This window comes from Pseudomonas sp. R28(2017) (genome assembly GCF_002112505.1).
Lineage (GTDB): Bacteria > Pseudomonadota > Gammaproteobacteria > Pseudomonadales > Pseudomonadaceae > Aquipseudomonas.
The window spans coordinates 315,918-341,228 of the sequence record NZ_NEHW01000003.1; the positions used below are offsets into that span (position 1 = coordinate 315,918).

At 63.6% G+C, this 25,311-nt stretch carries 20 protein-coding genes; 13 read left to right on the top strand and 7 right to left on the bottom strand.

The window, feature by feature from the left end; genetic code table 11:
- Positions 1-317: 317 nt before the first annotated feature.
- Positions 318-755: a hypothetical protein gene (locus CAF78_RS06895; protein WP_085677974.1), complete on the bottom strand. Its 438-nt coding sequence runs from the start codon at positions 753-755 to the stop codon at positions 318-320.
- Between CAF78_RS06895 and trmL the strand changes: the two genes are divergently transcribed.
- Positions 754-1,215 carry a tRNA (uridine(34)/cytosine(34)/5-carboxymethylaminomethyluridine(34)-2'-O)-methyltransferase TrmL gene (gene trmL / locus CAF78_RS06900; protein ID WP_085677973.1) on the top strand — a complete coding sequence of 154 codons (462 nt, stop codon included), beginning with the start codon at positions 754-756 and terminating at the stop codon, positions 1,213-1,215. The two genes, CAF78_RS06895 and trmL, sit on opposite strands and share 2 nt — an antisense overlap.
- A 162-nt stretch (positions 1,216-1,377) precedes the next feature.
- On the opposite strand, the gene secB is transcribed toward trmL, so the two are convergent.
- From secB to CAF78_RS06920, 3 genes are read right to left on the bottom strand one after another with little or no spacing between them, the layout of a single operon-like run.
- Entirely contained in the window at positions 1,378-1,863 is a 486-nt protein-coding gene (secB, locus tag CAF78_RS06910) for a protein-export chaperone SecB (protein WP_085677971.1), read from the bottom strand.
- A gap of 40 nt (positions 1,864-1,903) precedes the next feature.
- Complete coding sequence (gene grxC, locus CAF78_RS06915; protein WP_003249204.1) at positions 1,904-2,158, bottom strand: glutaredoxin 3; 255 nt, start codon at positions 2,156-2,158, stop codon at positions 1,904-1,906.
- A 1-nt stretch (position 2,159) separates the two neighbouring features.
- A complete protein-coding gene (locus tag CAF78_RS06920) occupies positions 2,160-2,573 on the bottom strand; it encodes a rhodanese-like domain-containing protein (RefSeq protein ID WP_085677970.1) in 414 nt (137 codons plus the stop codon).
- 206 nt (positions 2,574-2,779) lie between these two features.
- Here CAF78_RS06920 and gpmI point away from each other — a divergent pair, with 206 nt between their 5' ends.
- The 5 genes from gpmI (at position 2,780) to CAF78_RS06945 (ending at position 9,428) form a co-directional block, all read left to right on the top strand.
- Entirely contained in the window at positions 2,780-4,315 is a 1,536-nt protein-coding gene (gene gpmI / locus CAF78_RS06925; protein WP_085677969.1) for a 2,3-bisphosphoglycerate-independent phosphoglycerate mutase, read from the top strand.
- A 142-nt stretch (positions 4,316-4,457) separates the two neighbouring features.
- A complete protein-coding gene (locus CAF78_RS06930) occupies positions 4,458-5,759 on the top strand; it encodes a murein hydrolase activator EnvC (protein WP_085677968.1) in 1,302 nt (433 codons plus the stop codon).
- 79 nt (positions 5,760-5,838) lie between these two features.
- Positions 5,839-7,173 (top strand): S41 family peptidase, encoded by a 1,335-nt coding sequence (locus tag CAF78_RS06935; RefSeq protein ID WP_085677967.1) that lies wholly within the window; start codon positions 5,839-5,841, stop codon positions 7,171-7,173.
- A gap of 8 nt (positions 7,174-7,181) precedes the next feature.
- Entirely contained in the window at positions 7,182-7,949 is a 768-nt protein-coding gene (locus CAF78_RS06940; protein WP_085677966.1) for a divergent polysaccharide deacetylase family protein, read from the top strand.
- A 78-nt stretch (positions 7,950-8,027) separates the two neighbouring features.
- The gene (locus tag CAF78_RS06945) at positions 8,028-9,428 is read left to right on the top strand and encodes a trypsin-like peptidase domain-containing protein (protein WP_085677965.1); all 1,401 of its coding nucleotides are present in this window, start codon (positions 8,028-8,030) and stop codon (positions 9,426-9,428) included.
- A 78-nt stretch (positions 9,429-9,506) separates the two neighbouring features.
- On the opposite strand, the gene CAF78_RS06950 is transcribed toward CAF78_RS06945, so the two are convergent.
- Positions 9,507-11,510 carry a BCCT family transporter gene (locus CAF78_RS06950; protein ID WP_085677964.1) on the bottom strand — a complete coding sequence of 668 codons (2,004 nt, stop codon included), beginning with the start codon at positions 11,508-11,510 and terminating at the stop codon, positions 9,507-9,509.
- A 477-nt stretch (positions 11,511-11,987) separates the two neighbouring features.
- Here CAF78_RS06950 and betI point away from each other — a divergent pair, with 477 nt between their 5' ends.
- The 7 genes from betI to trxC all read left to right on the top strand — a co-directional run bounded on the left by betI (position 11,988) and on the right by trxC (position 23,311).
- Entirely contained in the window at positions 11,988-12,644 is a 657-nt protein-coding gene (betI, locus tag CAF78_RS06955) for a transcriptional regulator BetI (protein ID WP_085677963.1), read from the top strand.
- 37 nt (positions 12,645-12,681) lie between these two features.
- Positions 12,682-14,154 carry a betaine-aldehyde dehydrogenase gene (betB, locus tag CAF78_RS06960; protein ID WP_085677962.1) on the top strand — a complete coding sequence of 491 codons (1,473 nt, stop codon included), beginning with the start codon at positions 12,682-12,684 and terminating at the stop codon, positions 14,152-14,154.
- Between the two features lie 77 nt (positions 14,155-14,231).
- Entirely contained in the window at positions 14,232-15,929 is a 1,698-nt protein-coding gene (gene betA, locus CAF78_RS06965) for a choline dehydrogenase (RefSeq protein WP_085677961.1), read from the top strand.
- A gap of 194 nt (positions 15,930-16,123) precedes the next feature.
- Positions 16,124-17,866 (top strand): potassium/proton antiporter, encoded by a 1,743-nt coding sequence (locus CAF78_RS06970; protein WP_085677960.1) that lies wholly within the window; start codon positions 16,124-16,126, stop codon positions 17,864-17,866.
- Between the two features lie 35 nt (positions 17,867-17,901).
- Positions 17,902-21,237, top strand: a complete 3,336-nt coding sequence (mscK, locus tag CAF78_RS06975) for a mechanosensitive channel MscK (RefSeq protein WP_085677959.1) — start codon at positions 17,902-17,904, stop codon at positions 21,235-21,237.
- A 162-nt stretch (positions 21,238-21,399) separates the two neighbouring features.
- The gene (gene selO, locus CAF78_RS06980) at positions 21,400-22,860 is read left to right on the top strand and encodes a protein adenylyltransferase SelO (protein WP_085677958.1); all 1,461 of its coding nucleotides are present in this window, start codon (positions 21,400-21,402) and stop codon (positions 22,858-22,860) included.
- 16 nt (positions 22,861-22,876) lie between these two features.
- Entirely contained in the window at positions 22,877-23,311 is a 435-nt protein-coding gene (gene trxC, locus CAF78_RS06985; RefSeq protein ID WP_085677957.1) for a thioredoxin TrxC, read from the top strand.
- Between the two features lie 81 nt (positions 23,312-23,392).
- Here trxC and CAF78_RS06990 read toward each other — a convergent pair whose 3' ends face one another.
- A complete protein-coding gene (locus tag CAF78_RS06990) occupies positions 23,393-24,166 on the bottom strand; it encodes a ParA family protein (RefSeq protein WP_085677956.1) in 774 nt (257 codons plus the stop codon).
- Between the two features lie 96 nt (positions 24,167-24,262).
- Complete coding sequence (locus CAF78_RS06995) at positions 24,263-25,162, bottom strand: LysR family transcriptional regulator (RefSeq protein ID WP_085677955.1); 900 nt, start codon at positions 25,160-25,162, stop codon at positions 24,263-24,265.
- Positions 25,163-25,311: the final 149 nt, after the last annotated feature.

Sequence of the window (25,311 nt, forward strand, 5' to 3'; positions counted from 1 at the left end):
CCAGCCATTTCTGCCCTCCGATGCACCGATGCTGTGCCCGACGCACCTCCCCAAGGCACAAATCCCCTCGAAAACCGACCAAATCGCCCTCAAAGCCCAGTATTCACGGGTTTTGCAAAACTGGCACGCCCCCTGCAATAGCTAATACATATCCAGTTTCGGGGGCCCTGGTACAGGCAGGCCGGGTGACCCCTCTTTTATTCGCAGTAACGCCGGTTTTGGGGACCTCGGTACAGGCAGGCCGGGATATCCCCCCTTTAATACGCTGTAACCCCTTTTGGGGACCTCGGTACAGGCAGGCCGGGACATCCCCTCTTTTATTCGTGCAGCTTCACCTGCACCCGCCAACGCCCAGCGTCCTCTGCACCGGCCCATTCGCCGTGCAGGGGGCGCGCGGCAATCACCGTCAGCAACAGCCCCGTGTCACTCTTCTGCAAGCGCCAGCCGACCGGCTTGCCCTGCAGGTCAAGCTGACCACGCTGCGCCTTGCCCTCGGCCTCGAACAACAGCGCCACGGTACCCTCGACATTTTCGCCATGCAGCCTGGGTTCTTCGTTGAACCACAAGTCCAGGCCATCCTGCACCACCTCGACGTGCTCAAGCACATGCTCATCGGGGGCAGTCAAACGGCCAATCATCAGGCCCACCAGCACGCCGAACAGCGCCAGGGAAAGCAGCATGCGCGGCCAGGCCTTCGAACGCAGGTCGGGTTCGGAGGTAGAATGCTCGTCATCTTCACGTTTGGAGCCGTGCATGTTTCACGTCATCCTTTTTCAACCAGAAATTCCGCCGAATACCGGCAACATCATCCGCCTCTGCGCCAACAGCGGTTGCGCCCTGCACCTGATCGAGCCGATCAGCTTCGAACTGGACGACAAGCGCCTGCGCCGTGCGGGGCTGGATTACCACGAGTATGCCACGCTCAAGCGCCACGAAAGCCTGGCCGGATGCCTGGAAAGCCTGGGCAATCCACGGCTGTTCGCCTTCACCACCAAGGGCTCGCATCCGTTCCATGAAGTGGCTTATCAGCCCGGTGATGCGTTCCTGTTCGGGCCTGAGAGCCGCGGGTTGCCAGCCGAAGTCCTGAACAGCCTGCCAGCCGAGCAACGATTGCGCCTGCCGATGCGGCCGGGGTGCCGCAGCCTGAACCTGTCCAATACCGTGGCGGTGACCGTTTATGAGGCCTGGCGGCAGAACGGGTTTGCCGGGAGCTGACCTATAGCCTGATCCGGCCTCTTCGCGGGCAAGCCCGCTCCCACAGGGACCGCGCAAAGCTTGAGGATTGTGCAATACCTGTGGGAGCGGGCGCGCCCGCGAAAGGGCCGGTACAGGCAACAAAAAAGCGCCCCGAGAGGCGCTTTTTTGATACCGGCAGAATTACTGCACGGTCGGCACTTCACCGGCTTCCTGCATGCGCTGCATCTCTTGCGCGTACAGGGCGTCGAAGTTGACCGGCGACAGCATCAGGGCCGGGAACGAACCGCGGGTCACCAGGCTGTCCAGGGTCTCACGGGCGTACGGGAACAGGATGTTCGGGCAGAACGCGCCGAGGGTGTGGCTCATCGAAGAAGCGTCGAGGTTCTTGATCAGGAAGATGCCAGCCTGCTGAACTTCAGCGATGAAGGCCACTTCGTCGCCGTTCTTGACGGTTACCGACAGGGTCAGCACCACTTCGTGGAAGTCGCCTTCCAGGGCTTTCTGCTTGGTGTTCAGGTCCAGGGCAACGCTCGGCTCCCAGGTCTGACGGAAGATCTGCGGGCTTTTAGGGGCTTCGAACGACAGGTCACGCACGTAGATGCGCTGCATGGAGAACTGAGGGCTGTTGTCTTCTGCAGCAGCGCCGTTGGTCTGTTGGTCAGTCATGGCAGATCCTTGATCCTAATGTTTTTGAATGCAGTGCAAATCAGGCCGCCAGCAGCGCGTCGAGCTTGCCGGCGCGCTCCAGGGCATAGAGGTCATCGCAACCACCGACGTGGGTGCTGCCGATCCAGATCTGCGGCACCGAGGTACGGCCGGCCTTCTGGCTCATTTCGGCGCGAACCTGCGGCTTGCCGTCGACCTTGATTTCCTCGAAGGCCACGCCCTTGCTCTCGAGCAGGTACTTGGCGCGCATGCAGTAGGGGCAGTAGTCGCTGGAGTAGACGATGACAGGCTTCATATCACTTCACCAGGGGCAGGTTATCGGCTTTCCAGCTGGAAACGCCACCGCTCAGCTTGGCGGCAGTGTAACCAGCCTTGAGCAGCTCGCCGCAGACCGCGCCGGACTGCTGGCCCATCGCGTCGACGACGATCAGGGTCTTCTCTTTGTGCTTTTCGAGCTCGGTCATGCGGTTGACCAGCTTGTCCTGCGGGATGTTCAGCGCACCGACGATGTGGCCGGCGGAATATTCCTTGGACGGGCGAATGTCGATGACCAGTGCCTTGTCGGCATTGACCAGCGCGGTCAGCTGGCCGTTGCTCAGGCTCTGGCCGCCACGGCGCAGTTCATTGACGAGCAGTGCGACCAGCAGAACCACGAAGATCGCCACCAGGATGTAGTGATCTGTCGCGAATTGAATCAGGTGAGCAACCATCAGCGGTGTTCCAGGCGATTGAAAATGCCGGCCAGTATACACAGCCCCCCAGTGCCACCAAAGCCCGATGGGCCGCTGGTAAAGGTACCTTCATGTTACCGGCGTGCCTGCGCCGGTCGGGCGACAGGACGATTGTTCGCCGCTGATGGCGCATTTGCCCTAAAATGCGTGTCTTTATCATCTTTGAACAACCGTGAGTTTGATTGATGACGAGTACGCCCAAACCCCTGGTCCTGATCATCCTGGATGGATTCGGCCACAGCGAAAGCCCCGAATACAATGCCATCTATGCCGCCAACACGCCGGTCTATGACCGCCTGCGCGCCACCCAGCCGCATGGCCTGATTTCCGGCTCCGGGATGGATGTCGGCCTGCCGGACGGGCAGATGGGCAACTCCGAAGTCGGCCACATGAACCTCGGCGCCGGGCGCGTCGTCTATCAGGACTTCACCCGGGTGACCAAGGCCATCCGCGATGGCGAGTTCTTCGAGAACCCGGTGCTCACCGGCGCGGTGGACAAGGCTGCGGGTGCCGGCAAGGCGGTGCACATCCTCGGCCTGCTCTCCGACGGTGGCGTGCACAGCCACCAGGACCACCTGGTCGCCATGGCCGAACTGGCCGCGCAACGGGGTGCCGAGAAGATCTACCTGCACGCCTTCCTCGATGGCCGTGACACCCCGCCACGCAGTGCGCAATCGTCGATCGAACTGCTCGACGCGACCTTCGCCAGGCTCGGCAAGGGCCGTATCGCCAGCCTGATCGGCCGTTATTTCGCGATGGACCGTGACAACCGCTGGGACCGCGTCAGCGCCGCTTACAACCTGATCGTCGACAGCGTTGCCGACTATACGGCCGACACCGCGCTGGCAGGCCTGGAAGCAGCCTACGCCCGCGAGGAGAACGATGAATTCGTCAAGGCCACGCGCATTGGCGAAGCCGTCAAGGTCGAGGACGGCGATGCCGTGATCTTCATGAACTTCCGCGCCGACCGCGCCCGTGAACTGTCGCGTGCCTTCGTCGAGCCGGACTTCAACGAATTTCCGCGTGCACGCCTGCCGAAAATGGCGGCCTATATCGGCCTGACCCAGTATTCGGCAAAGATCGCCGCACCGGCAGCCTACGCTCCGTCCAGCCTGGACAACGTGCTGGGCGAATACCTGGCGAAAAACGGCAAGACCCAGCTGCGCATCGCCGAAACCGAGAAGTACGCACACGTCACGTTCTTCTTCTCCGGTGGCCGCGAAGAGCCGTTCGAAGGCGAAGAACGCATCCTCATCCCGTCGCCGAAGGTCGCCACCTACGACCTGCAGCCGGAGATGAACGCACCGGAAGTGACCGACCGCATTGTCGAAGCCATCGAGCAGCAGCGTTTTGACGTGATCGTGGTCAACTACGCCAACGGCGACATGGTCGGCCATACCGGCGTGTTCGAGGCTGCGGTAAAGGCGGTCGAGGCGCTGGATACCTGCGTCGGGCGCATCGTCGAGGCGCTGGAAAAGGTCAACGGCGAAGCACTGATCACCGCCGACCACGGCAACGTCGAGCAGATGGAAGACGCGTGCACCGGCCAGGCGCACACGGCGCACACCAGCGAGCCGGTGCCGTTCATCTATGTCGGCAAGCGCAAGGTGCAAGTCCGCGAAGGCGGCGTGCTGGCCGACGTGGCGCCGACCATGCTGAAGCTGCTTGGCCTGGAAAAGCCGGCAGAAATGACCGGTACCTCCATCCTGGTCGACGCCTGATTCTGTACAAAGGGGCTGCAAAGCAGCCCTCTTCGTAGATGAATTCCAGACAAACGCCCCACTGCCCCGGCAGCGAGGCGTTTTTTTTGCCTGCCTGCACGGGCATACTAGGCCAGTCTCCATCCTTGGTACGCCAAACCCCATGCTACGCGCCCTGATCCCTTTAGCCCTGTCCTGCCTGCTCAGCCCGGCCTTTGCCGATGAGCGCGCACAGACCCAGCAGCAACTGGACGCCACCCGCCAGGACATTGCCGAGCTCAAGAAGACGCTGGGCAAGCTCCAGGAAGAAAAGGCCGGTGTGCAAAAAGACCTCAAGGCCACCGAAACCGACATCGGTAACCTGGAGAAGCAGGTGGAGGCCCTGCAACAAGAACTAAAAAAGACCGAGGGCGAGCTGGAGCGCCTTGATACCGAGAAAAAAAAACTCCAGAGCGCCCGCGTTGAACAACAACGGCTGATTGCCATCCAGGCCCGTTCGGCCTACCAGAACAATGGTCGCGAGGAATACCTCAAGCTGCTGCTGAACCAGCAGAACCCCGAGAAATTCGCCCGCACCCTGTCCTATTACGACTACCTGAGCAAAGCGCGCCTGGAACAGCTCAAGGCGTTCAACGAGACCCTGCGCCAGCTGGCCAGCGTCGAGCAGGACATTTCGCGCCAGCAGGAACAGCTGCTGGCCCAGCGCGCCGACCTCGACACGCGCCGCCAGGCGCTGGACACCGAGCGCAGCAAGCGCCAGCAGGTCCTGGCCAAGCTCAACAGCGACGTGAAAGACGGCGACCAGAAGCTGCAGGCGCGCCAACAGGACCAGGCCGACCTGGCCAAGGTGCTCAAGACCATCGAGGAAACCCTGGCTCGCCAGGCCCGCGAAGCCGAAGAAGCGCGCAAGAAAGCCCTGCTTGCCCAGCAGGAAGCCGAGAAACGCCGCCAGCAGGAGGCCCTGGCCGCCCGAGCGGACAAAGAACAAGAGGACGCCGAGCCGCCGAAAAAGGCCCGCACCACCCTCGGCCCGCTGGTGTCCAGCGACGGTGCCAGCTACGGCGGTGCATTTTCTGCCGCACGGGGAAAACTTCCCTGGCCGGTCAATGGTCGATTGCTGGCACGCTTCGGTGATGCCCGCGGCAATGATGTCCGGGCCAAGTGGGACGGCGTGATGATCAGCGCCAGCCCCGGCACCCAGGTACACGCGGTGCATGGCGGGCGCGTGGTGTTTGCCGACTGGTTGCGTGGCGCTGGACTTCTGGTCATTCTCGACCATGGTAATGGTTACCTGAGCCTGTACGGCCACAACCAGAGCCTGCTCAAGAGCGCCGGCGACATCGTCAAGGCCGGCGAAGCCATCTCCACCGTTGGCGACAGCGGTGGCCAGGACAGCGCAGGCTTGTACTTCGCCATCCGCCAGCAGGGCCGGCCAACCGACCCTTCGCAGTGGTGCCGCGGCTGACACATTACATACGGTGTAGCACCATGCGCTGCGCCGATGCTCCGCAGGGAGCGTTTACAGGATCAGGAGTTCGTTCGACATGCTGCACTCGCCTCGCCTCACCCAGCTGGCCCTGACCATCGCCCTGGCGATCGGTGCGCCCCTGGCCAGTGCCGCTGAGCCGGCGAAAGCCTCGCCAGCCAAGCCTGCCGCCGTGCCGGCCACCGAGGTGACCGCCAAGGCGCCCCTGCCGCTGGAAGAGTTGCGCACCTTTGCCGAGGTCATGGACCGCATCAAGGCCGCCTATGTCGAACCTGTGGACGACAAGACCCTGCTGGAAAATGCCATCAAGGGCATGCTCAGCAATCTTGACCCGCACTCGGCCTACCTCGGCCCCGAGGACTTCCAGGAGCTGCAGGAAAGCACCAGCGGCGAATTCGGCGGCCTCGGCATCGAAGTGGGCCAGGAGGACGGCAATATCAAGGTAGTATCACCGATCGACGACACCCCGGCCTCGCGCGCTGGCGTGCAGGCCGGTGACCTGATCGTCAAGATCAATGGCGCGCCAACCCGCGGCCAGACCATGACCGAAGCGGTCGACAAGATGCGCGGCAAGGTGGGCGAGAAAATCACCCTGACCCTGGTGCGCGACGGCGGCACCCCGTTCGACGTGACCCTCGCCCGTGCGGTGATCCAGGTCAAGAGCGTGAAGAGCCAGCTGCTGGAGAGCGGCTATGGCTACATTCGCATCACCCAGTTCCAGGTCAAGACCGGTGACGAAGTCGGCAAGGCCCTGGCCAAGCTGCGCAAGGACAACGGCAAGAAACTGCGCGGGGTGATCCTCGACCTGCGCAACAACCCCGGCGGCGTACTGCAGTCGGCAGTGGAAGTGGCCGACCACTTCCTGACCAAGGGCCTGATCGTCTACACCAAGGGCCGCATTGCCAACTCCGAGCTGCGTTTCTCCGCCGACCCGGCCGACGCCAGCGAAGGCGTGCCACTGGTGGTGCTGATCAACGGCGGCAGCGCCTCGGCCTCGGAAATCGTCGCCGGCGCCCTGCAGGACCAGAAACGTGCCGTGCTGATGGGCACCGACAGCTTCGGCAAGGGCTCGGTACAGACCGTGCTGCCACTGGCCAACGACCGTGCGCTGAAACTCACCACCGCGCTGTACTACACCCCCAATGGCCGTTCGATCCAGGCCCAGGGCATCGTCCCCGACATCGAAGTGCGCCCGGCCGTGCTCACCGCCGATGCCAGCGACAACGACACCTTCAAGGAAGCCGACCTGCAGGGCCACCTGGGCAACGGCAACGGCGGTGCCGACCGCCCGACCGGCAGCAGCAAGCGCCAGGAGCGCCCGCAGGACAGTGACTACCAGCTGAGCCAGGCGCTGAGCCTGCTCAAGGGCCTGAACATCACCAAGGGCGACTGATCCACCCCATGCGTTATCTGCTGTGTCTGCTGTTCTGCCTGATGGCCGGGGTCGCGCAAGCGGCGCCGGCCGGCAAGGCCTACCTGAGCATCATCATCGACGACCTGGGCCAGAGCACCGAGCGCGACAGCCGCACCCTCGCCCTGCCTGGGTCGGTCACCCTGGCGATCATGCCCGACACCCCACACGCCACCGACTTCGCCCGCCAGGCCCACAAGGCTGGCAAGACGGTGATCCTGCACATGCCCATGGACCCGGCCACAGGCCCCTACGCCTGGCACCCCGGCATCCCCATCGAAGAGCTGGCGCGACGCCTGGACGCCGCCCTGGCCAAGGTGCCGTACGCCGCCGGCATCAACAACCACATGGGCAGCCGCATGACCGCCCAGCGCGAGCCGATGGCCTGGTTGATGGGCGAGCTGCAGCGGCGCCACCTGTTCTTCGTCGACAGCCGTACCAGTGCCGCCACGGTCGCGGCGGCCGAAGCACAGGCTCAAGGACTGGCGCATGTCTCACGGGATGTGTTCCTCGATGACGTACGCACCACCGAGGCGATTAGCGGGCAGCTTCAACAAGGTATTGCCCTGGCGCGCAAGCAAGGCTCGGCAGTGCTGATCGGCCACCCTTACCCGCAGACCCTCGAGGTGCTGGCGCGTGAACTGCCGCGGCTCAAGGAGCAGGGTGTCACGCTGATCAAGCTGCAGCAGATGATCGCCGAGCGCGGCAACCAGGCCATGCCCGCCCATGGCAAGCAAGGCCGCTACAGCAACCGCTGAGCGAGCGCTTCACCTATGTACCGCCAAACACCCCGGTAGCGCCCTCACCCTTCGTCCTCCACCCCAAGGAGGTACGACATGCAAAAGCCACTTTTACTGACCACGCTGGGCCTGACGCTGCTCAGCCAGTGGGCTGGGGCCAGCAGCAGCCCGAGCCCTCTGGCGGCGGCTGAAACCTTGTACAACAGTAGCGGCCAAAGCCAGCACTGGACTGGTGTAGGCAGGCTGGTTGCACTCAACCGGCACTGCATCGGCACACTGCTGGACACCCGCCCCGCCGATGAACCCCCGGCTGGGCCAGCCTATATCCTGACAGCTGGCCACTGCGCTGGCGGCATCAATGGCAAAGTCATCGTCGACCAGCCGATTACCGGCAGCATCGCCTTCAATTACTTCGCCGACACACAAGACCGCCGCCGCACAGTGCCGCTGAAGCGTACGGTATGGAACAGCTTGCAAGGTGCCGACCTGGCTTTGCTGGAGCTGGATGCCACGCTGGAAGAACTGACAGGGCAAGGCATCACACCGCTCAAGCTCGGTACTTCCCCCGCATCGGGAAGCGCGGTGCAGGTAGTCGGCGAACCCAGCTCGATAGGCAAAGGCTTGCGCCTGTCCACCTGCACGGAGCGCTTCCAGAGCACGTCCAGCGTCGGCAACTGGGTGTGGCGCAATGCCAGGCGCAATGACTGCCAGGGCCTTGATGAGGGTGCATCCGGCAGCCCGGTGGTGGCTGCCGACAGCCAGCACCTGGTCAGCATTGCCAACAGCCTGCACGGCAGCGAGGTCGGTGCGATACCGGTGCATCGTGTTCAGGGCTGCTTCAGTGCAGGCCGGGTGGACCTCGAACTGCCCACCTGCCAGTTGCTGCCAGGTTTTCAGCTGGAACCACAGGGCCCCGGCCTGAAAACGCTCACCAAGGCCAGAACCCTGGCCGATGGTTCGATCGAACAGGCCCGCTGGGGCTTCCAGTTCCTGATCGACACGCCGCGCTACCGCTACAAAACAACCACCGACGCACTCGCCTGCGAAGACCCGACCGGCTACAGCGGCACCATCCCCGCGAGCGAAGCCATCATCAACGACCCGATCGGGCCGGAGCCAGGCACTCATTACCTGTGCCTGGTCGGCGTGCAGTCGCCAGACCAGTTGCCTTCTCGGGCGCTCATGGCCAACAGCCTGAGCATTGCCGTCGAACTGCTGCCTCCAGGCAGGCCACAGGCGCAGGTGAACACTGAACGGCTGGCTGATGGCAGCCTCCGGGTCAGCTGGCTGAAAGCCCCCGACATCGCATTTTACCGAGTGAAACGCGGCGCACCGGCAACGACCGACTGCAACGATGGTGCAGGTTACCGCCTGCTGCCCGGGTACAGCCGCGACATACCGGCAGCCGCACTGCCATTGAAGTTGTGCAGCGTTGCCATCGACCTGATCAAGCAAAGCTCCGAGTTTCGCACCGACCTGTTACAGGCCGCGCCTTGACCCGGGCTCTATCAGCCAGGCAAAGAAAAAGGGCCCTGTTCTGGCGAACAGGGCCCTTCATCATGCCGTCAGCTTCGGTCAGCTATACACACGCCCCAGCAACTGGCGGTGGCTTTCGAACTGATCCAGCACATCACGCACGATCTGCTCGGGTGCAAAGCCCATCAGGTCGTACTCCTGGCTGCCATCGTGCAGGTACACCTCGGCACGGTAGAAGCGCTGGCGAACTTCCGGCTCGCCCTGCACCGGTGCCTCGCTCGGCGCGGCCATGTAGCCGTCCAGGCTCACTTCGTAAACGAACGGGTTGCCCTCATCCATCATCACCCGCAGGCCCATCATGTTGCGCGACTGGCCAACACGGGTTTCCACCTCGAAGCCCAGGGTCTGCAACTGCGCGGCAGCTTCTTTGAGCGCAGGGCTGACTTGCTTGTCCATGAAGCGCTGCACCACCGCCTGGGTCGGCTGCAGGTCCAGCTGGCTCAGGCGCTCGGTGAAGCCGCGACGGCCACGGGCGGCCAGCTCGGCGCGCTCCTGTTCGACCGCCACGTCCTGCTTCATGGCCTTGTACAGGCCGAACATGAACAGCACCAGCACCACCGAGAACGGCAGGCCTGCCAGCACCACCATGGTCTGCATGGCTTCGAAGTTACCGGCGAACAGCAGGCCGATGGTGACCAGGGTGATGATCACCGACCAGAACACCACCATCCAGTGCGGGGCGTCTTCATCGACCTTGCCGCCTTTGCACGACAGGTTGGCCATCATCACTGCGCCAGAGTCGGCCGGGGTGAGGAACAGCACGAAGCCGACGAACACCGCCACACCGATCACGATCTTGGCCGCCGGGAAGTATTCCAGCAGCTGGTAGATCGACATCGACGGCTGTTCTAGCGCGGTCTTGCCCAGCTCCACCGCGCCCTGGTTGATCACCAGGTCCAGCGCGGTGTTGCCGAAGATCGACAGCCAGGCCAGGGTGAAGCCCAGCGGGATCAGCAGCACGCCGCTGACCAGCTGGCGCACGGTACGGCCCTTGGAGATACGGGCAATGAACATGCCGACGAATGGGCCCCAGGAGATCCACCAGGCCCAGTAGAACACGGTCCACAGGCCCAGCCAGCGCTCGGACTTGCCGGCTTCGCCTTCATACACGTAGAGGTCGAAGGTTTTCAGCACGATGCCGTTGAGGTAGTCACCGACGTTCTGCACGAAGCCGTTGAACAGGTGCAGGGTATTGCCGGCCAGCAGGACGAAGATCAGCAGGCCGCTGAACAGCAGGATGTTCAGGTTGGACAGGCGGCGGATGCCGTTTTCCACACCCGACACCGCCGCCACGGTGGCAACGCCTGCCATGACCAGGATCACCACCAGCAGGTTGGTCTTGCTGTGGTCCATGCCGAACAGGTATTCCAGGCCCGAGGCCACCTGCATCGAGCCGATGCCGAGGTTGGTGACAAGGCCCAGCAGGGTGACGAACATGCCGAAGATGTCCACGGCATTGCCCGCAGCGCCCTTGACCCAGCGCTCACCGACCAGCGGGTACAGTGCCGAGCGCAGGGCCAGCGGCTGGTTGTGGCGGTAGGCGAAATAACCCACGGCCAGGCCGACCAGGGCGTAGATCGCCCAGCCATGCAGGCCCCAGTGCAGGAAGGTCAGCTGCAGGCCCTGGCGCGCGGCCTCGAGGCTGGCCGGGGTGCCTTCCGGTGGGTTGAAGTAGTGGTCCAGCGGTTCGGAGGCGCCGAAGTACAGCAGCGAGATACCGATACCGGAGGAGAACAGCATGCCGGCCCAGGCGCCGTAGCTGAAGTCGGGCTGGTCGTCCTTGCCGCCAAGCTTGAGCTTGCCGTAGTCGGAAAAGGCCAGGTAGACGACGAACAGCAGGTAACCGCAGATCACCAGCATGTAGTACCAGCCGAAGGTACGCGTCAGCCATTTCTGGGCCACGCCCAGCACCTGGCCGGCGGTTTCGGGTACAGCGATCAGCAAGGCAGTCAGAACGAGGATCATCAGCGCGGAGGTGAAGAACACCACGCGGTTGACCCGTACCCTCTCGGCGGGGGGCTTGGTAAGTGAGGCAGAACTCATTGCACGAATGCTCCGGGCAGTACGGCTGTGGAGGCTAATCAGTCTTTCCCGAGCAATTGGTGGAATATCCCCACTGCATCAGGTGTTATAAAAGCACCCTGGAAACCGTGATCCCGAATCGATACGTTGCAAAAAAACAGACAGGTGGCCTGCTGAAAATGCCACGCCTCATTGGAGGTGCGCGCATTCGTCACAGATCACCCCGCCCGCTCCAAGGGCCTGTCGCAGGGCCAGTGACCCTACGGCAGAATCTGCATTTCGCATCGCTCATGCCCGTCAACGCCTTGTATTCCGGGGGTTACGCGATTTCCTGGGGTGTCAATCCGTGCCTCATTGATCGCTTGAAAGAGTGTCAATGGCACAAATTGTCGCAGAGCTTATTCTTTATTGATTGAACGTTCAATCAAAACAAAATAGACTGGCCTTCGCCGAGTCAGCCGCCTGTCGTCTGCTTGCAGGGCCTGAGGAGATAGCAAGATGCCCAAGGTCGGTATGCAACCCATCCGCCGCCAGCAGTTGATCGAAGCCACGTTGCAGGCGGTCGATCAGGTCGGTCTGGGGGACGCCAGCATTGCGCTGATTGCCCGTTTGGCCGGTGTGTCGAACGGCATCATCAGTCACTACTTTCGGGACAAGAACGGCCTGATCGCAGCGACAATGGGTTACATCATGAACATGCTCAACGAAGGCGTTAGAGCACGTCGCCAGGCCCTGACGGACGACAGCCCGCGCGCCCACCTGAAAGTGATCATCGAGGGCAACTTCGATGCCAGCCAGGTGAACGGCCCGGCAATGAAAACCTGGTTGGCCTTCTGGGCTTCCAGCATGCACCAGCCCGATTTGCACAGGTTGCAGCGGATCAACGATCACCGCTTGTATTCCAACCTGTGCTGCCAGTTCCGCCGCGCCCTGCCGCTCTACCATGCGCGCAAGGCAGCCCGCGGCCTGGCGGCCCTGATCGACGGCCTGTGGCTGCGGGGTGCCCTGTCGGGGGATGCATTCGACACCGACCAGGCGATACGGATTGCATACGAATACATGGATCTACAACTGGCTAAACAGCACACCCTGGACACAACCGACCAGGCCGCTGATCAAGCACGCACGGCCCTTGCCCACCCGGCAGGAGCGTGACGCGCAGCCAACCACACACTGCACTTGCGAGGACACTATGGCCCGTTTCGGAACGCAAAAACTCTACATTGATGGCGCTTACGTCGACGCTGGCAGCGATGCCACCTTCGAAGCCATCAACCCGGCCACCGGCGAAGTCCTCGCCCACGTGCAACGTGCCACCGAGGCCGACGTCGAGAAGGCCGTGGAAAGCGCCGAGCGCGGCCAGAAGGTCTGGGCGGCAATGACTGCCATGCAGCGTTCGCGCATCCTGCGCCGCGCCGTCGACATCCTGCGCGAGCGCAACGACGAGCTGGCCATGCTGGAAACCCTGGACACCGGCAAGTCGTACTCGGAAACCCGCTACGTCGACATCGTCACCGGCGCCGACGTGCTGGAGTACTACGCTGGCCTGGTACCGGCCATCGAAGGTGAGCAGATCCCGCTGCGCGAATCGTCCTTCGTCTACACCCGCCGCGAGCCGCTGGGCGTGACCGTCGGTATCGGCGCCTGGAACTACCCGATCCAGATCGCCCTGTGGAAATCCGCCCCGGCCCTGGCCGCTGGCAACGCGATGATCTTCAAGCCGTCGGAAGTCACTTCGCTGACCACCCTGAAACTGGCCGAGATCTACACCGAAGCCGGCCTGCCTAACGGCGTGTTCAACGTCCTGACCGGCAGCGGCCGCGAAGTCGGCACCTGGCTGACCGAGCACCCACGCATCGAGAAAGTCTCCTTCACCGGCGGCACCACCACCGGCAAGAAGGTCATGGCCAGCGCCTCGAGCTCGTCGCTCAAGGAAGTCACCATGGAACTGGGCGGCAAGTCGCCACTGATCATCTGCGCCGACGCCGACCTGGACAAGGCCGCCGACATCGCCATGATGGCCAACTTCTACAGCTCCGGTCAGGTCTGCACCAACGGCACCCGCGTGTTCATCCCGGCTGAAATGAAGGCAGCCTTCGAAGCCAAGATCGCCGAGCGCGTTGCCCGCATCCGCGTTGGCAACCCGGAAGACGAGAACACCAACTTCGGCCCGCTGGTCAGCTTCCAGCACATGGAAAGCGTGCTCGGCTACATCGCCAAAGGCAAAGAAGAAGGTGCCCGCGTGCTGTGTGGCGGCGAGCGTCTGACTGCCGGTGATTTCGCCAACGGTGCCTTCGTCGCGCCGACCGTGTTCACCGACTGCAGCGACGACATGACCATCGTCAAGGAAGAGATCTTCGGCCCAGTGATGAGCATCCTCACCTACGAAACCGAAGAAGAAGTCATCCGCCGTGCCAACGACACCGACTACGGCCTGGCCGCCGGTGTCTGCACCAACGACATCTCCCGCGCCCACCGCATCATCCACCAGCTGGAAGCCGGTATCTGCTGGATCAACGCCTGGGGCGAATCGCCGGCCGAAATGCCGGTCGGTGGCTACAAGCAGTCGGGCGTCGGCCGTGAGAACGGTGTCAGCTCGCTGGCTCAATACACTCGCATCAAGTCGGTCCAGGTCGAGCTGGGCGGCTACAACTCGGTCTTCTAAGGCCCTGTCCAGCCACGCCCGTGCCACTGCGCACGGGCGTTCCGCTCCCTGATCACCGCCAACACGAGGGTACTTCCATGTCCCAAGAATTCGATTACATCATCGTCGGAGCAGGCTCCGCCGGTAACACCCTGGCTACCCGCCTGACCGAAGACGCCGGCGTCAGCGTGCTACTGCTGGAAGCCGGTGGCCCCGACTACCGCTTCGACTTCCGCACCCAGATGCCAGCCGCCCTGGCCTTCCCACTGCAGGGCCGCCGCTACAACTGGGCCTACGAGACCGACCCGGAGCCGTTCATGGACGGCCGCCGCATGGAATGTGGCCGCGGCAAGGGCCTGGGTGGCTCGTCGCTGATCAACGGCATGTGCTACATCCGCGGCAACGCCATGGACTTCGACGGCTGGGCAGAACTGCCAGGCCTCGAAGACTGGACCTACCTGGACTGCCTGCCGTACTTCCGTAAAGCCGAAACCCGCGACATCGGCCCGAACGACTACCACGGCGGCGAAGGCCCGGTCAGCGTGGCCACGCCGAAAGCCGGCAACAACCCGCTGTTCCACGCCATGGTCGAAGCCGGCGTGCAGGCCGGTTACCCGCGCACCGAAGACCTCAACGGCTACCAGCAGGAAGGCTTCGGCCCGATGGACCGTTCGGTGACCAAGAACGGCCGCCGTTCCAGCACCGCCCGTGGCTACCTGGACCAGGCCAAGAAGCGCCCGAACCTGACCATCGTCACCCACGCCCTGAGCGACCGCGTGCTGTTCGACGGCAAGCGTGCCGTTGGCGTGACCTACCTGGTCGGCGACAGCGAAGAGCGCGTCGAGGCCCGTGCCCGCAAGGAAGTGATCGTCAGCTCCGGCGCCATCGCTTCGCCGCAACTGCTGCAGCGCTCCGGCGTCGGCCCACGCGCCCTGCTGGAAAGCCTCGACATCCCGGTGGTGCACGACCTGCCGGGCGTAGGCGAGAACCTGCAGGACCACCTCGAACTGTACCTGCAGTACGCCTGCACCCAGCCCGTGTCGCTGTACCCATCGCTGCTGTGGTGGAACCAGCCGGCCATCGGTGCCGAGTGGATGTTCAAGGGTACCGGTATCGGCGCCAGCAACCAGTTCGAGGCTGGTGGTTTCATCCGTACCCGCCCTGAGTTCAAGTGGCCGAACATCCAGTACCACTTCCTGCCGGTGGCGATCAATTACAACGGCTCCAACGGCGTGAAGGAACACGGCTTCCAGGCGCACATGGGCTCCATGCGCTCGCCGGCCCGTGGTCGCATCCAGGCCAAGTCGAAAAACCCGCGCCAGCACCCGAGCATCCTGTTCAACTACATGTCCACCGAGCAGGACTGGCAGGAATTCCGCGACGGCATCCGCCTGACCCGCGAAATCATGGCCCAGCCGGCACTGGACCCGTACCGCGGTCGCGAGATCAGCCCGGGCGCCCACGTGCAAACCGATGAAGAGCTGGACAAGTTCATCCGCGAGCACGCCGAAACCGCCTTCCACCCATCCTGCTCGTGCAAGATGGGCACCGACGACATGGCAGTGGTCGACGGCGAAGGCCGCGTGCACGGCATGAAAGGCCTGCGTGTGGTCGATGCGTCGATCATGCCGCTGATCATCACCGGCAACCTCAACGCCACCACGATCATGATCGCCGAGAAGATCTCGGACAAGATCCGTGGGCGCAAGCCGCTGCCACGCAGCACCGCCAAGTATTACGTGGCGGGCGATGCACCGGTGAAGGGCAAGCCGATGCGTGAAGTGAAGCAGGCGTAAGCCTGCACCGGCCTCTTCGCGTGCAAGCCCGCGAAAGGGCCGCCCCAGGCAACACAAGAAAAGGCACCCACCGCGGTGCCTTTTTTTCATCTGCAGAAACGCTTTACATGCTGCCAATTCATCAGGTTAGAATCGATTGGCACGCGACTTGCCAGTCAAGTCATTTTCCCCGCGCCACCCCGGAGTACCTGCCTTTGGATGCCAGCACCATCAACAGCCTGTTTCTGATCGGCGCATTGCTGGTGGGCGCAAGTATCCTGGTCAGCTCGCTGTCGTCGCGCCTGGGCATCCCCATTCTGGTCATCATCCTCGCCGTCGGCATGGTCGCCGGTGTCGATGGTGGCGGCATCATCTTCAACAACTACCCGACCGCCTACCTGGTGGGCAACCTGGCACTGGCCGTGATCCTCCTCGACGGCGGCCTGCGCACCCGGGTGGCGAGCTTCCGCGTGGCGCTGTGGCCGGCGCTGTCGCTGGCCACAGTCGGCGTGATGATCACCACCGCGCTCACCGGCATGGTGGCCGCCTGGCTGTTCAACCTGAGCCTGATCCAGGGCTTGCTGATCGGCGCCATCGTCGGCTCCACCGACGCCGCGGCGGTGTTTTCGCTGCTCGGCGGCAAAGGCCTTAACGAGCGGGTTACTGCCACGCTGGAAATCGAATCGGGCAGCAACGACCCGATGGCGGTGTTCCTCACCGTCACCCTGATCGACATGATCGCCAGCGGCCAGACCGGCCTGCACTGGAGCCTGCTGGGCCACTTGCTACGCGAGTTCGGTATCGGCGGCCTGCTTGGCCTGGGCGGCGGCTGGCTGATGCTGCAGCTGGTCAACCGCATCAACCTGGCCGGCGGCCTGTACCCGATCCTGGTGGTGGCCGGCGGCCTGGTGGTGTTCTCGCTGACCAACGCCCTGCACGGCAGCGGCTTCCTCGCCGTGTACCTGTGCGGCCTGGTGCTGGGCAACAAGCCGATCCGCAGCCGCCACGGCATCCTGCACATGCTCGACGGCATGGCCTGGCTGGCACAGATCGGCATGTTCCTGGTGCTCGGGCTGCTGGTCACGCCCCACGACCTGCTGCCGATCGCCCTGCCGGCGCTGGGCCTGGCGCTGTGGATGATCCTGGTGGCGCGGCCGCTGTCGGTGGTCGCCGCCCTGTTGCCGTTCAAGGCCTTCCATGGCCGCGAAAAGGGCTTCATTTCCTGGGTCGGCCTGCGCGGCGCGGTGCCGATCATCCTGGCGGTGTTCCCGCTGATGGCCGGCCTGCCGGACGCCCAGCTGTTCTTCAACCTGGCGTTCTTCATCGTGCTGGTGTCGCTGCTGGTGCAAGGCACCAGCCTGCCGTGGATGGCCAAACTGCTGAAAGTCACCGTACCGCCGGACCCGGCACCGATCTCGCGCTCTGCGCTGGAAGTGCACGTCACCAGCGAATGGGAGCTGTTCGTCTACCGCCTGGGTGCGGAAAAGTGGTGCATCGGCGCCGCCCTGCGCGAGCTGAAAATGCCCGAAGGCACGCGTATCGCCGCGCTGTTCCGTGCCGAGCAACTGCTGCACCCGTCCGGCAGTACGGTACTGGAAGTCGGCGACATGCTCTGCGTGATCGGCCACGAACATAATTTGCCGGCCCTGGGCAAGCTGTTCAGCCAGGCACCCCAGCGTGGCCTGGACCTGCGCTTCTTCGGCGACTTCGTGCTCGAAGGCGATGCCGAGCTGGGCGCGGTGGCCGCCCTTTATGGCCTGAAGCTGGACGGCCTGGACGCGAAAATGCCGCTGGCGCAGTTCATCCGACAAAAGGTCGGAGGCGCTCCAGTAGTAGGCGACCAGGTCGAATGGCATGGCACGATCTGGACGGTGGCGACCATGGACGGGAACAAGATCCAGAAAGTCGGCGTCAGATTCCCCGAAGGAACGCGACCCGGACCAGGATTGTTCCTCTAAACTTCGTTTCTGCCGGATCCACAAGTAGTCTGCCTATGTCCCTGCGCGTGTACCTTCGCACAGCCCTGCTCGGGCTGTGCCTGTCCCTCTCGTTCGCCGCTGGCGCGGCCGAGCTCCCCACCACGACCAGCATCCAGAGCAGCCTGAACAAGATTTCCCAGCCCAAGGGTGCCGAGGCCGACCCCAAGGCTGCGCAACAGACACCCGAGCAGAAGGCTCAGCAACAGGTGCTGGAACAGACCCTGGCGCTGCTGCTCAGCAAGGAAGACAGCGAAAAGAAGCTTGAGGCACTCAAGCAGCAATTGGCTGGCGCGCCCAAGGAAACCGCCGACAGCCAGCGCGAACTGATCAAGCTCAAGGCCAGCAAGCCCCTGCCAGTGGCCCAGCGCTACGCCAACCTGAATGTGCCGCAGCTGGAGCAGATGCTCAGCGAGCGCAGCACGCAGCAAGGCGAACTGCAAAAGGCACTGTCGGACGCCAACAGCCTGATCATCAATTCGCAGACCCGCCCGGAGCGGGCCCAGGCCGAAATCAGCAACAACCAGACACGTACCCAGCAGATCAACTCCAGCCTCAAGAGCGGCAAGGACAACGGCAAGCCCCTCAACAGCGACCAACGCAACAAGCTCAACGCCGAGCTGGCATCGCTCAATGCCCTGACCTTGCTGCGCCGCCAGGAGCTGGCCGGCAACGGCCTGCTGCAGGACCTGGGCAATGCCCGTCACGACCTGCTGATCGAGCGCGCCACGCGGATGGAGCAGGAAATCCAGGACCTGCAATCGCTGATCAACGAAAAGCGCCTGGCCCAGTCGCAGCAGACGGTCACCCAGCAATCGATCGAAGCGCAGAAAGCCGGCGGCAGCACCCTGCTGGCCAACGAAAGCGCTGCCAACCTGAAACTGTCCGACTACCTGCTCAAGAGCACCGACCGCCTCAACGAGCTGACCCAGCAGAACCTGCGCAGCAAGCAGCAGCTCGACAGCCTGACCCAGGCCGACCAGGCCCTGGACGAACAGATCAGCGTGCTCAAGGGCAGCCTGCTGCTGTCCAAGATCCTCTACAAGCAGAAGCAGGCCCTGCCGCACCTGAAGGTCGACCGCGACCTGGCTGACCAGATTGCCGATATCCGGCTTTACCAGTTCGAGGTGAACCAGCAACGCGAGCAGATGAGCAGTCCGGCCGCCTACGTCGACAACCTGCTGGTCGGCCAGCCGCAGGAGCAGGTTACCCCGCAGCTGCGCAAGGCGCTGCTGGAGGTGATGATTACCCGCGCCGACCTGCTCGAACGCCTCAGCCGCGAGCTGTCGGCACTGCTCAACGAATCGATCACCTTGCAGCTCAACCAGAAGCAGCTGCTCGGCACTGCCCAGGGCTTGCGCACCACGCTCGAAGAGCAGATGTTCTGGATCCCCAGCAACAAGCCACTGGACTGGGAGTGGCTGAGCCTGGTGCCGGCACGCTTCACCGACCAGGTGGCCAACCTGCCTTGGGGTTCGGGCCTCAAGGAGCTGGCCGATGGGCTGAGCCAGCGGCCGCTGCTGTTCCTGCCGTTGCTGCTGGTGATCGGCGCCCTGCTGTGGCGGCGCAAGTACCTGCACCAGCGACTCGGCAAGGTGCACCAGGATATTGGCCACTTCCGCCGTGACAGCCAGTGGCACACGCCCCAGGCCATCCTGATCAACATCCTGCTCGCCATGCCGGTCAGCCTGGGCCTGGCACTGTGCAGCTACGCGCTGCAGATCGACGCTCGTGGCCAGAACGCCAACCTGGGCGCCGCCCTGTGGCAGCTGGCCCAGGCCTGGCTGGTGTTCTACACCGCTTATCGCATCCTCGCCCCTGGCGGCGTGGCGGAAATCCACTTCCGCTGGCACAAGCCCCAGGTCGAGTTCCTGCGCGGCTGGGTGCGCCGCCTGGGCACCGTGGTGCTGGCCCTGGTCGGGGTGGTGGCGGTGGCCGAACACCAACCCTCGGCGCTGGCCGAAGATGTGCTGGGCATCGCCATCGTGCTGACCTGCTACGCCCTGATGGCCTGGCTGCTCAGCCGCCTGCTGCTGAGCAGCCCGGCGCACCGCGACACCTCGCTGTTCCGCAAGGCGGTCGGGGTGGCCTTCACCGCCCTGCCGATCGCGTTGTTCGTGGCGGTCTGCTTCGGCTACTACTACACCGCACTGAAACTGACCGACCGACTGATCTACACCCTCTACCTGCTGCTGTTCTGGCTGGTGATCGAGGCCGCTTTCGTCCGTGGCCTGTCGGTGGCGGCGCGGCGCCTGGCCTACCAGCGCGCACTGAGCAAACGCCAGGCGGCCAAGGAAGGGCTGGACGGCGAAGTCATCACCGAAGAGCCGACCCTGGATATCGAACAGGTCAACCAGCAGTCGCTGCGCCTGATCCGCCTGGCCCTGCTCGGCGGCTTCATCGCCGGCCTGTACTGGGTGTGGTCGGACCTGATCTCGGTGTTCGCCTACCTCAACAATTTCACCCTGTACGAGTACACCAGCGGTACCGGCGCCACTGCCAGCATGGTGCCGATCAGCCTGGGCGACTTCCTCGGTGCACTGGTCATCATCGGCATCACCTTCGCGCTCGCACGCAACCTGCCCGGCCTGCTCGAAGTCCTGGTGCTGTCGCGGCTCAACCTGGCCCAAGGCAGTGCGTACGCCACCACCACCTTGCTGTCCTATGTCATCGTCGGCGTCGGCATCGTCAGCACCCTGTCTACCCTCGGGGTGAGCTGGGACAAGCTGCAATGGCTGGTGGCAGCGCTGTCGGTGGGCCTGGGCTTCGGCATGCAGGAGATCTTCGCCAACTTCATCTCCGGCATCATGATCCTGTTCGAGCGCCCGGTGCGGATCGGCGATACCATCACCATCGGCAACCTGTCCGGCACGGTGAGCAAGATCCGCATCCGCGCCACCACCATCACCGATTTCGACCGCAAGGACATCATCGTCCCCAACAAGACCTTCATCACCGGCCAGCTGATCAACTGGTCGCTGACCGACACGGTCACCCGGGTGACGCTGAAGCTGGGCATCGACTACGGTTCCGACCTCGACCTGGTGCGCGACCTGCTGCTCAAGGGCGCCCACGAGAACCCGCGGGTACTCAAGGACCCGGAGCCGATCGTGTACTTCCTCAACTTCGGCGAGAGCTCGCTGGACCACGAACTGCGCATGCACGTGCGTGACCTGGGTGACCGCAACCCGACGCTGGACGAGATCAACCGCTACATCAACCGCGAGTTCAAGGCCCACGACATCAAGATCTCGGTGCGCCAGGTCGAGGTGTTCCTGATGGACCAGAAAGGCGGCAAGCAGCAGTTGATCCCGATCGAGCAACCTAAACCGGATGGCACGGCACCGGCCTGAGTAGGGTCGAATACTTTATGCTGTGCAAATCCCCTGCGAGGGCTTCGCCCTCGTTCGCGGGCAAGCCCGCTCCCACAGAGACCGCACATTACCTGTAGGAGCGGGCTTGCCCGCGAAGGGCCGCAAAGCGGCCCCGATGTCCCGACTTCAGGAGCCGGCCCCGTGAAAGCCCTCGACCAACTCACCTTCGACAACCGCTTCGCCCGCCTGGGCGATGCGTTCTCCACCCAGGTCCTGCCCGAGCCGATTGCCGAGCCGCGCCTGGTGGTGGCGAGCGAGTCGGCCATGGCCCTGCTCGACCTCGACCCGGCCCAGGCCGAATTGCCGGTATTCGCCGAGCTGTTCAGCGGCCACAAGCTCTGGGATCAGGCCGACCCGCGGGCAATGGTCTATTCCGGCCACCAGTTCGGCTCGTACAACCCGCGCCTGGGCGATGGCCGCGGCCTGTTGCTGGCCGAAGGGCTGAATGACCAGGGCGAGCACTGGGACCTGCACCTCAAGGGTGCTGGCCAGACGCCGTATTCGCGCATGGGCGACGGCCGCGCCGTGCTGCGCTCGTCGATCCGCGAGTTCCTCGCCTCCGAAGCCCTGCATGCCCTCGGCATCCCCAGCAGCCGGGCACTGTGCGTGATCGGCTCGAGCACCCCGGTATGGCGCGAAACCCGCGAGAGCGCGGCCATGCTCACCCGCCTGGCGCAGAGCCATGTTCGTTTCGGGCATTTCGAATACTTCTACTACACCAAGCAACCGGAACAGCAGCGCGTGCTGATCGACCACGTGCTGGAGCAGCACTACCCCGAGTGCCGTGATGCCGAGCAGCCTTACCTGGCCATGTTCCGTACCATCGTCGAGCGCAACGCCGAGCTGATCGCCCGCTGGCAGGCCTATGGCTTCTGCCACGGGGTGATGAACACCGACAACATGTCGATCCTCGGCATCACCTTCGATTTCGGCCCGTTCGCCTTCCTCGATGACTTCGACGCCAACTTCATCTGCAACCATTCCGACGACCGTGGCCGCTACAGCTACGCCAACCAGGTGCCGATTGCCCACTGGAACCTCAGCGCCCTGGCCCAGGCCCTGACCACGGTGATCGAGGTGGAACCGCTGAAAGAGGCACTGGGGCTGTTCCTGCCACTGTACCAGGCGCACTATCTGGACCTGATGCGTCGGCGCCTGGGCCTGACCACCGCAGAAGACGACGACATGGCGCTGGTCGAACGCCTGCTGCAGCGCATGCAGAGCGGCGGCGTGGACTACAACCTGTTCTTCCGCAAGCTGGGTGACCAGCCCGTCGCCGAAGCGCTCAAGGTGGTGCGCGACGACTTCATCGACCTCGCCGGCTTCGACACCTGGGGCGCGGATTACCTGGCCCGCTGCGAGCGCGAGGCGAGTAATGCCGCAGGCCGCCGTGAGCGGATGCACGCGGTGAACCCGCTGTACGTGCTGCGCAACTACCTGGCGCAGAAGGCCATAGAAGCGGCCGAAGCGGGGGATTACAGTGAAGTGCGCCGCCTGCACCAGGTGCTGAGCAAGCCGTTCGAGGAGCAGGCCGGGATGCAGGCCTATGCCGAGCGCCCACCTGAGTGGGGCAAGCACCTGGAAATCAGCTGTTCTTCATAATATTCAAGGAACCTACATGTCCGACCCACTGGTAATCCCCTGCCCCCACTGCAACGGCCTCAACCGCCTGCCGGCGGCGCGCCTGGGTGACAACCCGAAATGCGGGCGCTGCAAGCAGGACGTGCTGCTGAGCACCCCGTTCGAACTCAGCGAAGCCAACTATGCCAGCCAGATCAAGGGCGACCTGCCACTGCTGATCGACGTCTGGGCCGACTGGTGCGGCCCATGCAAATCCTTCGCTCCGACCTTCGAACAGGCCGCCCGCCAGCTCAGCGGTCGCTGCCGCCTGGCCAAGCTCGACAGCGAGGCCAACCGCAACCTGGCCGGGCAACTGGGCATCCGCTCGATACCCAGCCTGATCCTGTTCAAGAACGGCCGCGAAATCAGCCGCCAGGCCGGGGCGTTTCCACTCCAGTCGTTGCTGGAGTGGCTGCGTAGCCAGGGGGTCTGAAGCGCATGTCTTGAGCTGTTTGGTGCCTATCAGATCGAGCGCCGCCCGCGCGGCGCTCGGTCTCATAGGCGCTGAAGATCTTCAGCCATTCTCTTCGAGCAGCGAGTGCAACTCGACAAACTGCTGGGTCAGCTTGTGCCGCGGTTCCAGGTGAATCAGCGGCAGGCTAGCATGGTGCGATTCACGCATCTTCACCGAACTGCCCAGGTATACCGGTAGCACCGGCAGCCCTTCGGCCAGCAGTTCGTCGAGCATCTGCTGGGGCAGGCTGGCGCGGGACTGGAACTGGTTGACCACGATGCCTTCGACCACCAGGTCTTCATTGTGGTCATCCTTGAGCTCTTCGATCTCGGCCAGCAGTCCATATAGCGCCTGGCGCGAGAAACTGTCGCAGTCAAAGGGGATCAGCACGCGATCAGCGGCAATCAATGCGGAAACCGCATAGAAATTGAGGGCCGGCGGCGTGTCGATGTAGATCCGCTCGTAGTCCTCGTCCAGCTCGTCGAGCAACTTACGCAGCTTGTTGATCTTGTGCTTGGCCTCAAGCTTCGGCTGAAGGTCGGCCAGCTCCGCCGTGGCGGTGACCACATGCAGGTTGTCGAACGGGGTTTCGTAGATATCGACCTGGTTCTTCTTGCTGAACGGCCCGCTGGACAGGCTCTGCTTGAAGAAATCGGCGATACCCATGGGAATGTCGTCGCCGGTCAGACCGGTCAGGTACTGGGTCGAGTTGGCCTGGGCATCCAGGTCGATCAGCAAGGTCCGATAACCTTCGCTGGCGCTCACTGCCGCCAGGTTGCAAGCGATGCTCGACTTGCCCACGCCACCTTTCTGATTGAACACCACGCGCCGCATGATTGACCTCCGTGTATCAACGAATGCCCGAGTATGTGGCGGCGCAGCGGCAATGGCCAGTGCCATTTGCCCAGTGGCCGGCGCAGGCTGCAAAGATCACCCCTGGCCTGCCATCAGCCCCGTGAGCAACTCGGCGAACGCCCGGGCCATCGCCGAACCGCCACGCTCGCGCTGCACCAGCCACACCGCCGACATCGCCCCTTCATCCAGCAGCGTGCGGTACACCACGCCTTCGATACGCATGCGCTGGAACGACGCTGGCAGCACCGAGACGCCAAGCCCCGCGGACACCAGGCCGATGATGGTCATCGCCTCGCCCGCTTCTTGGGCAAAATGCGGGTTGAAACCCGCCTGGCGCGCCAGGCTCAGCAACTGCGCATGCAATCCGCTGCCATAGCTGCGCGGGAAGAACACGAACGGTTCATGGGCCAGGGCGGCCATGTGCACGCCATGCTCGGTGCATTCGGCCAACGGGTGCGAGGCGTTGATCACCGCCACCAGCGGCTCGCGGAACAGTTCGGTAGCCACCAGGCCCTCCGGCAGTGGCATCGGCCGCATCAGCCCGACCTCGATGGATTCGTCGAACACCCCTTCGGCAACGTCGCGACTGCTCATTTCCTTGAGGTTCAGGTGCACGGCCGGGAAGCGCTGGCGAAAGGCATGGATGGCCTTGGGAATCTTCGACGTGAATGGCGCCGACGAGGTGAAGCCGATCTTCATCTCGCCCAGCTCACCCAACTGCGCACGGCGCGCGACATCGGCCGCCTTCTCCACCTGCGCCAGCACCTGGCGCGCCTCTTCAAGGAACAGCCGGCCGGCCTCACTCAGCTCGACCCGACGGTTGGTCCGCTCGAACAGGCGAGCACCCAGTTCCTGCTCCAGTGCCTGGATCTGCTGGCTCAATGGCGGCTGAGAGATGCCCAGTTGCTGGGCCGCGCGGCCAAAGTGCAGCTCTTCGGCAACGGCGATGAAGTAACGCAGATGGCGCAGTTCCATGATCAGCTCCAAACAAGTCGCTAAACGTCTCAAATAGGTCGAACAATATATTGGATCTAATCATTAGCCAGCTATATGCTTTTTTCATTGCACCAGAGGTACCGCCCGTGAAAACTGCTGTAGCCCCCCTTCCTGCCGAGCCAGAACCT

What these genes read in the sequence shown, in the direction of transcription:
- mscK (WP_085677959.1), top strand. Translation starts at nt 17,902, where the DNA reads ATGTCCCTGCGCGTGTACCTTCGCACAGCCCTGCTCGGGCTGTGCCTG.
- CAF78_RS06945 (WP_085677965.1), top strand. Translation starts at nt 8,028, where the DNA reads ATGCAAAAGCCACTTTTACTGACCACGCTGGGCCTGACGCTGCTCAGC.
- CAF78_RS06950 (WP_085677964.1), bottom strand. Translation starts at nt 11,510, where the DNA reads ATGAGTTCTGCCTCACTTACCAAGCCCCCCGCCGAGAGGGTACGGGTC.
- CAF78_RS06995 (WP_085677955.1), bottom strand. Translation starts at nt 25,162, where the DNA reads ATGGAACTGCGCCATCTGCGTTACTTCATCGCCGTTGCCGAAGAGCTG.
- betA (WP_085677961.1), top strand. Translation starts at nt 14,232, where the DNA reads ATGTCCCAAGAATTCGATTACATCATCGTCGGAGCAGGCTCCGCCGGT.
- secB (WP_085677971.1), bottom strand. Translation starts at nt 1,863, where the DNA reads ATGACTGACCAACAGACCAACGGCGCTGCTGCAGAAGACAACAGCCCT.
- trxC (WP_085677957.1), top strand. Translation starts at nt 22,877, where the DNA reads ATGTCCGACCCACTGGTAATCCCCTGCCCCCACTGCAACGGCCTCAAC.
- betI (WP_085677963.1), top strand. Translation starts at nt 11,988, where the DNA reads ATGCCCAAGGTCGGTATGCAACCCATCCGCCGCCAGCAGTTGATCGAA.
- grxC (WP_003249204.1), bottom strand. Translation starts at nt 2,158, where the DNA reads ATGAAGCCTGTCATCGTCTACTCCAGCGACTACTGCCCCTACTGCATG.
- CAF78_RS06930 (WP_085677968.1), top strand. Translation starts at nt 4,458, where the DNA reads ATGCTACGCGCCCTGATCCCTTTAGCCCTGTCCTGCCTGCTCAGCCCG.
- CAF78_RS06940 (WP_085677966.1), top strand. Translation starts at nt 7,182, where the DNA reads ATGCGTTATCTGCTGTGTCTGCTGTTCTGCCTGATGGCCGGGGTCGCG.
- CAF78_RS06895 (WP_085677974.1), bottom strand. Translation starts at nt 755, where the DNA reads ATGCACGGCTCCAAACGTGAAGATGACGAGCATTCTACCTCCGAACCC.
- CAF78_RS06935 (WP_085677967.1), top strand. Translation starts at nt 5,839, where the DNA reads ATGCTGCACTCGCCTCGCCTCACCCAGCTGGCCCTGACCATCGCCCTG.
- trmL (WP_085677973.1), top strand. Translation starts at nt 754, where the DNA reads ATGTTTCACGTCATCCTTTTTCAACCAGAAATTCCGCCGAATACCGGC.
- CAF78_RS06990 (WP_085677956.1), bottom strand. Translation starts at nt 24,166, where the DNA reads ATGCGGCGCGTGGTGTTCAATCAGAAAGGTGGCGTGGGCAAGTCGAGC.
- betB (WP_085677962.1), top strand. Translation starts at nt 12,682, where the DNA reads ATGGCCCGTTTCGGAACGCAAAAACTCTACATTGATGGCGCTTACGTC.
- gpmI (WP_085677969.1), top strand. Translation starts at nt 2,780, where the DNA reads ATGACGAGTACGCCCAAACCCCTGGTCCTGATCATCCTGGATGGATTC.
- CAF78_RS06920 (WP_085677970.1), bottom strand. Translation starts at nt 2,573, where the DNA reads ATGGTTGCTCACCTGATTCAATTCGCGACAGATCACTACATCCTGGTG.